The organism is Marinobacter sp. EN3, from assembly GCF_000475315.1.
Classification (GTDB): domain Bacteria; phylum Pseudomonadota; class Gammaproteobacteria; order Pseudomonadales; family Oleiphilaceae; genus Marinobacter; species Marinobacter nauticus.
Genome location: NZ_AXCC01000058.1, coordinates 1 through 5,366, shown reverse-complemented (window position 1 = coordinate 5,366; position 5,366 = coordinate 1). Strand labels below are relative to the sequence as shown.

Sequence of the window (5,366 nt, the reverse complement as noted above, 5' to 3'; positions counted from 1 at the left end):
AGCCCCGAAATGTACTGCTGGTCTGACCCGTTTACTCTTCTTTCATAATACGAACGACCCGTTCGTCCATGCAGCTACGCACGAATGCATTCATTTCACGCTGGTCGCCGGACTCGTAGAAGCGGAGCATAAGTTCATTGAACTCGAGTTGGCTCGAAGCCGGGATATTGATGGCCGGATAGCCGTTGCTCAGCAGGTGGCCGTTCATCATAAAACGCCCCATGCGCTTGTTTACATCGTAGAAAAACTGGCAACGGGCCATGGTCAGGAACAGGTGGACAGCCTGATCGTAAACATCATCCATGTGTTGTAGTTCATCGATCATGCGGTCAAAACGTTCCGGTAGCTCACTAGCCGCCGGTGGCTCGTAATCAGTGCCGGCAATGAGTACGGAGCCACTGCGAAAGCAGCCCCACTCCAACGCTTCTTCCCTTGCAGCAACCGCATTCAGAGACATGGCGCAATCGGCCGATAAACTGAAGCTCCCTTCCCGGATCATCTGAAACAGCAGCTTCCAGGCCTCGCCCTGATTAACCGCGATTTGCTGATCGCTCAGCCGATGCCCACCCACTGTGACACCCTGCAGCAGGGTTTGCACCTCCGGCAACGTGAAGTTGATGCCCTCCAGGCGCACTGCATCGTAAACAAATACCGCCACCGCACGTTGTGCAAGCATAAGTGCTTTTTCGGGGTTGGGTGGCATTGACCAGTGGTTGTCTGCGGCGGTGGGCATTTCGGCTCCGGTTGGCGGTGCAACTTTCAGTTGTTTTCAAGACCGCCAATTTACCATAGCGGGCGCTGTTCTGAGCACTGGCGAGGATTGATTGAGGAGCTGGCAGCGGTTGTGCGTGTCCAGCATGTGCTATTGGTAAGCTAGTGCCTATACATAATCAGCCCTCCATAATCAGCCCCTTTGTCCTTGATCAATCATTATGTAGCGCATCAGCTAGGCCGCTCGCGGCTGGATCTCCTTGGCAATCTTTGCAGCTTTTTCAACCTCGGCTTGACGCAACTCAAACTCAGTTTGCAGGTTGAGCCAAAACCGCGCACTGGTGCCAAAGTAACGAGCTAATCGCAAAGCCGTATCTGCAGAAACACCTCGGTTCCCTCGAACAATCTCATTCATTCGGGTTGCCGGAACGTGCAATGCGTTAGCCAGCGCATTCACACTCATTTCCAGCGGCTCCAGATACTCTTCCCTTAATATCTCTCCGGGGTGAATAGGGCGCATACCATTTCGAATCATCGCGCAGCCTCCTCAGTGATAATCAACAATTTCAACATCTTCTGGGCCGTCATCCGTCCACCGAAAGCACACCCGCCACTGCCTGTTAATACGAATGCTGTACTGGCCTTCACGATCACCATTCAAGGCTTCAAGCAGGTTACCAGGCGGAGATCTAAGATCATCCAGTTCTGCAGCCGCTTGCAGCAATATCAACTTACGCTCCGCTACAGCCTTTATCACCGAAAACCGTTTGGTTTTTCCCGTTTCAAACAGCGTTTGAGTGTCTTTGCATCGGAAGCTCTTAATCATCCTTGAACCCTATAACGCTTACCGTTAAACGTCAAACCTCTGTTAATTTTTAGCTGTTACCCCCCATAGCCAAGCACCAATCCCATTCGATTACTGCACTGCATGGCATATTCGAAGAGAAAACAAACACCCACAATTATGACCAGCCTGTATATATATACAGTTTCGAATGATTAATTCATGATAAGAGCATGTCAACAGTCACGGAAGACAAGGACCTCACTATGCCCAAAGCCAGAGCAAAACTCGTCAGCGTTTCAGATACCCCCTTCTACCACGTGATCTCACGCTGCGTGCGCCGCACCTTCCTGTGCGGGCAAGATCGCGCCACCGGGCGCTGTTATGAGCACCGGCGCGGCTGGATTGAGGAGCGAATCCGGCTTCTGGCCTCGGTGTTTGCGGTGGATGTGGCCTCTTATGCGGTGATGTCGAACCATTACCACCTGGTCGTGAAGCTAAGCCCCGATGACGTGGAACCGTGGAGCATAGATGAAGTGCTGGCGCGCTGGTGCAGCCTGTATAAAGGGCCACCACTGGTGCAGCGATATCATCGGGGTGATGAGTTGTGTGCAGCAGAGCTGCGACGAGTGCAGGAGTACGCAGAAACCTTCCGGCAGCGGTTGACGGATTTGAGCTGGTTTATGAAATGCTTAAATGAGCCAATAGCGAGGCAAGCCAATAAGGAGGATGAGTGCACCGGCCACTTCTGGGAGAGCAGGTTCAAATCCCAGGCCCTGGACACCGAAGAGGCCCTTCTCTCCTGCATGGCCTACGTCGACCTGAACCCCATCCGGGCCTCCATAGCAGAGACGCCAGAAACCTCCGAACACACCAGCATTAAAGAACGCCTTCATCCTACCTTTGATCTGGCGGAAGCAATAGCAAGGCAAACAGAGCAGCAGGCGTTGAATGACTTTTCGGTGCCACTGAAACCGCTCCTGGGATTTGAAGGCGTGATTCGGAACGGCTTTCAACGAGGCCTACTGTTCAGCTTTGAAGATTATCTGGCACTCGTGGATTGCACAGGAAGAATCAGCCGGAGTGACAAACGGGGTGCAATTGATGAGAAGGCGCTCCCGATTCTGGAACGGCTGAACCTGGAGCCGGAACGGTGGTGCCACCGGGCGACCGCGTTCGAGGACAGTTATCAGGATTATCGGAATCCTGAACGGCGGCGTCGAGCGGCTTAGACAACCACCCCCAATTACTCCAACCCCTTTACCGGTGTTCCCGCCGAGAATTTCGCTCGCCTGAAATCGGCAGATTTCCATAATTCACGGTGGAATGCTGCCGCCGCTTTGTCATAACCCCTAAATGGACGCAATAAAACCGAGGGTCGGAAACGGCAAAGGCCCGGGGTCCAAACCGCCGGGCCTTTGGGGATCTGGTCAGGCTAGCAGGCTAGCGCCTAGCAGGCTAGTGCCTGTCCATTAGCAGGCTGCCTTAGCAGGCTTGGTCAGGCTAGTGCCTGTCCAGTCCATGTGTCCATGATCATTCATCACCTGATCAATCACTTAACGCGGAAAGTTCCCATGAAACCAAAATCTGGGCAGCATTCCCTCCCCCACCTCACCATAATAAAGCTCTTCATCCTCCCGCATATCCTGATAGTAATCCCAAACACCTTGCGCCCACACTAACCAAGCAAAAGAGAGACCAGCAGCAACAGCAAGAATGATTACCCTATTCCACTTTGAGCGCGGGCGCTGCTCGTTACCAGCAGACTGATCAACTTCCGCCGGTATGATTAATGCCCAGAATGCAATCAAAACGAATAGCCCAACCAACATCGAGCCTGGCGCCATGAACACCGCAGACACACCCGCATGAAATAACGCTGCTGACACTGAGGCAGTTAAGGCAGCAAGCATCACAAGCTTTTCATCAGAGGCCTGAGAGACAGTGCTCGTCAGCAAGGCTAAGCGAGCCTTCCAGAAGTAACGGATAGCCTGAATTACCACCAGCCCCAACGCCGCAATCAGCGCCCACCCATACTCGGCAGCCCACATCAAATACATATTATGGGGATGACCAAGCTTGCCAACAGCCGAGTAGGTTTCGGTGAGCCGGTCATGGGTGAGCCAGGACTGAGGCCCCATGCCAAACGGGAAGTTCTGCAGGCTCATATGCCATGCTTCGACAAACAACGGTAAACGTCCCGAGTCTCCCGCATGAATCGTTCTAATGTGAACGCCACCATCTGACAACATGGTAGGAATTAAAACGGACAATAGAAGCCATAGAATGATCCCCACTGCCAGATACACAGCAAAGACCTTCAACCAGGGCAACGCTCTTCGGCCAAACAATAAAACAGTCAGGCCCACACCAAAAGCTATACCCAGAGCGGAACCCCGCCCAGTGGTCAGAAACAGAATCCACCACCACATCCCGGCCCCCAAAAGCACAGCAATGCGCCAGGACTTAAACTCCTTCAGCGGCCCCACCATCACAGCAAGTGGAAGCAACGGCAAACACCAGGAGGCAATGTGGCTCCAATAGCGAATATTCACAAAGCCCCAGGGAATGAAATTAATCAGGTTTTTTTGGCCATCGAAAATAGCGAACAAATAAACGTTAACGGAGGCCAAGCCATAAATCAGGCAGGTTGCAGCAATGATCGAAATAAGAGCGCGAGAATAGAAAACACCGCCATTGGCCCAGGCCAAAAATCCGCCAGACACGACTATAGCCAGAAAATAAAAGGAGTACATGCCGGGCTCTGTCCAGACATAGAGCTGGCTACGAAAGGGCAACGCAAGAGCAATAAATGCCACACAAAGAATCAGCGCAGGCGACAACAGGAGCAGTGTACGACGAATACTCACCTGCGGCTTTACCGCAAAGGACAAAATCGGGGCGATAACCAGCAGGCCGCTTAAACCGATTAGCAGAAACCTCTGGTCTGCGTAGCCGCCGAAAGCCATGGCAATGAAGTCCGAGAACAAAACCAGCATAAACGCCAGAAAAGCGGATATCACAATCATTGCCTGAAGCAGGCTAGCCGATGCCGGAGAAGCGCCAGACACTTTAGGGTTGAGAGGTTGACGCATGGTTAGCTTTGCCTGCTCCTGCGATGGTGTCGAACAAAACTGCCAGATTAGCGCTCGGGACGGTGCCTGTCCACGATCTATATGCGGGACGGTGCCTGTCCACGATCTATATGGTGTCGAACAAAGCGACCAGATTAGCGCTCGGGGCGGTGCCTGTCCACGATCTTGCGCCTGACGGGTATATTGGCGGGCGGAGTCACTGATTCAGGTATTAAAACAACAAAGGCCCGGGGTCGAAACCTCCAGGCCTTTGGGGATCAGGTCAGGCTAGTGCCTGTCCATGATCATTCAAGTGCCTGTCCATGGTCAATGATTCAATCATTGCCTGAAGCAGGCTAGCCGATGCCGGAGAAGCGCCAGACACTTTAGGGTTGAGAGGTTGACGCATGGTTAGCTTTACCTGCTCCTGCGATGGTGTCGAACAAAGCGGCCAGATTAGCGCTCGGGGCGGTGCCTGTCCATGTCCACACGATCTATAGCGCACTATCACTACACTGGGGTCCCACTGGGGCCCTGGAAACAACAAAGGCCCGGGGTCGAAACCTCCAGGCCTTTGGGGGTCGAGTCAGGCTAGTGCCTGTCCACTATCACTTCCTGCGATGGTGTCGAACAAAGCGGCCAGATTAGCGCTCGGGGCGGTGCCTGTCCATGTCCACGATCTATAGCGCACTATCACTACACTGGGGTCCCACTGGGGCCCTGGAAACAACAAAGGCCCGGGGTCGAAACCTCCAGGCCTTTGGGGGTCGAGTCAGGCTAGTGCCTGTCCACTATCA

The 5,366-nt window shown here is 53.4% G+C and carries 5 protein-coding genes; 1 reads left to right on the top strand and 4 read right to left on the bottom strand.

Features of this window, described 5'->3' with window-relative positions; genetic code table 11:
- Positions 1–31 precede the first annotated feature (31 nt).
- From Q675_RS33850 to Q675_RS33840, 3 genes are all read right to left on the bottom strand, one after another.
- Positions 32–733 (bottom strand): Fic family protein, encoded by a 702-nt coding sequence (locus tag Q675_RS33850; RefSeq protein WP_023011854.1) that lies wholly within the window; start codon positions 731–733, stop codon positions 32–34.
- A 213-nt stretch (positions 734–946) separates the two neighbouring features.
- The gene (locus Q675_RS33845; RefSeq protein WP_022992840.1) at positions 947–1,246 is read right to left on the bottom strand and encodes a HigA family addiction module antitoxin; all 300 of its coding nucleotides are present in this window, start codon (positions 1,244–1,246) and stop codon (positions 947–949) included.
- Positions 1,247–1,258: 12 nt separating this feature from the next.
- A complete protein-coding gene (locus tag Q675_RS33840) occupies positions 1,259–1,537 on the bottom strand; it encodes a type II toxin-antitoxin system RelE/ParE family toxin (protein WP_023011853.1) in 279 nt (92 codons plus the stop codon).
- Positions 1,538–1,728: 191 nt separating this feature from the next.
- On the opposite strand from Q675_RS33840, the gene Q675_RS33835 reads away from it, so the two are divergent.
- Entirely contained in the window at positions 1,729–2,727 is a 999-nt protein-coding gene (locus tag Q675_RS33835; RefSeq protein WP_227499596.1) for a transposase, read from the top strand.
- 324 nt (positions 2,728–3,051) lie between these two features.
- Here Q675_RS33835 and Q675_RS33830 read toward each other — a convergent pair whose 3' ends face one another.
- Positions 3,052–4,590, bottom strand: a complete 1,539-nt coding sequence (locus Q675_RS33830; RefSeq protein WP_022992839.1) for an O-antigen ligase family protein — start codon at positions 4,588–4,590, stop codon at positions 3,052–3,054.
- Positions 4,591–5,366 lie beyond the last annotated feature (776 nt).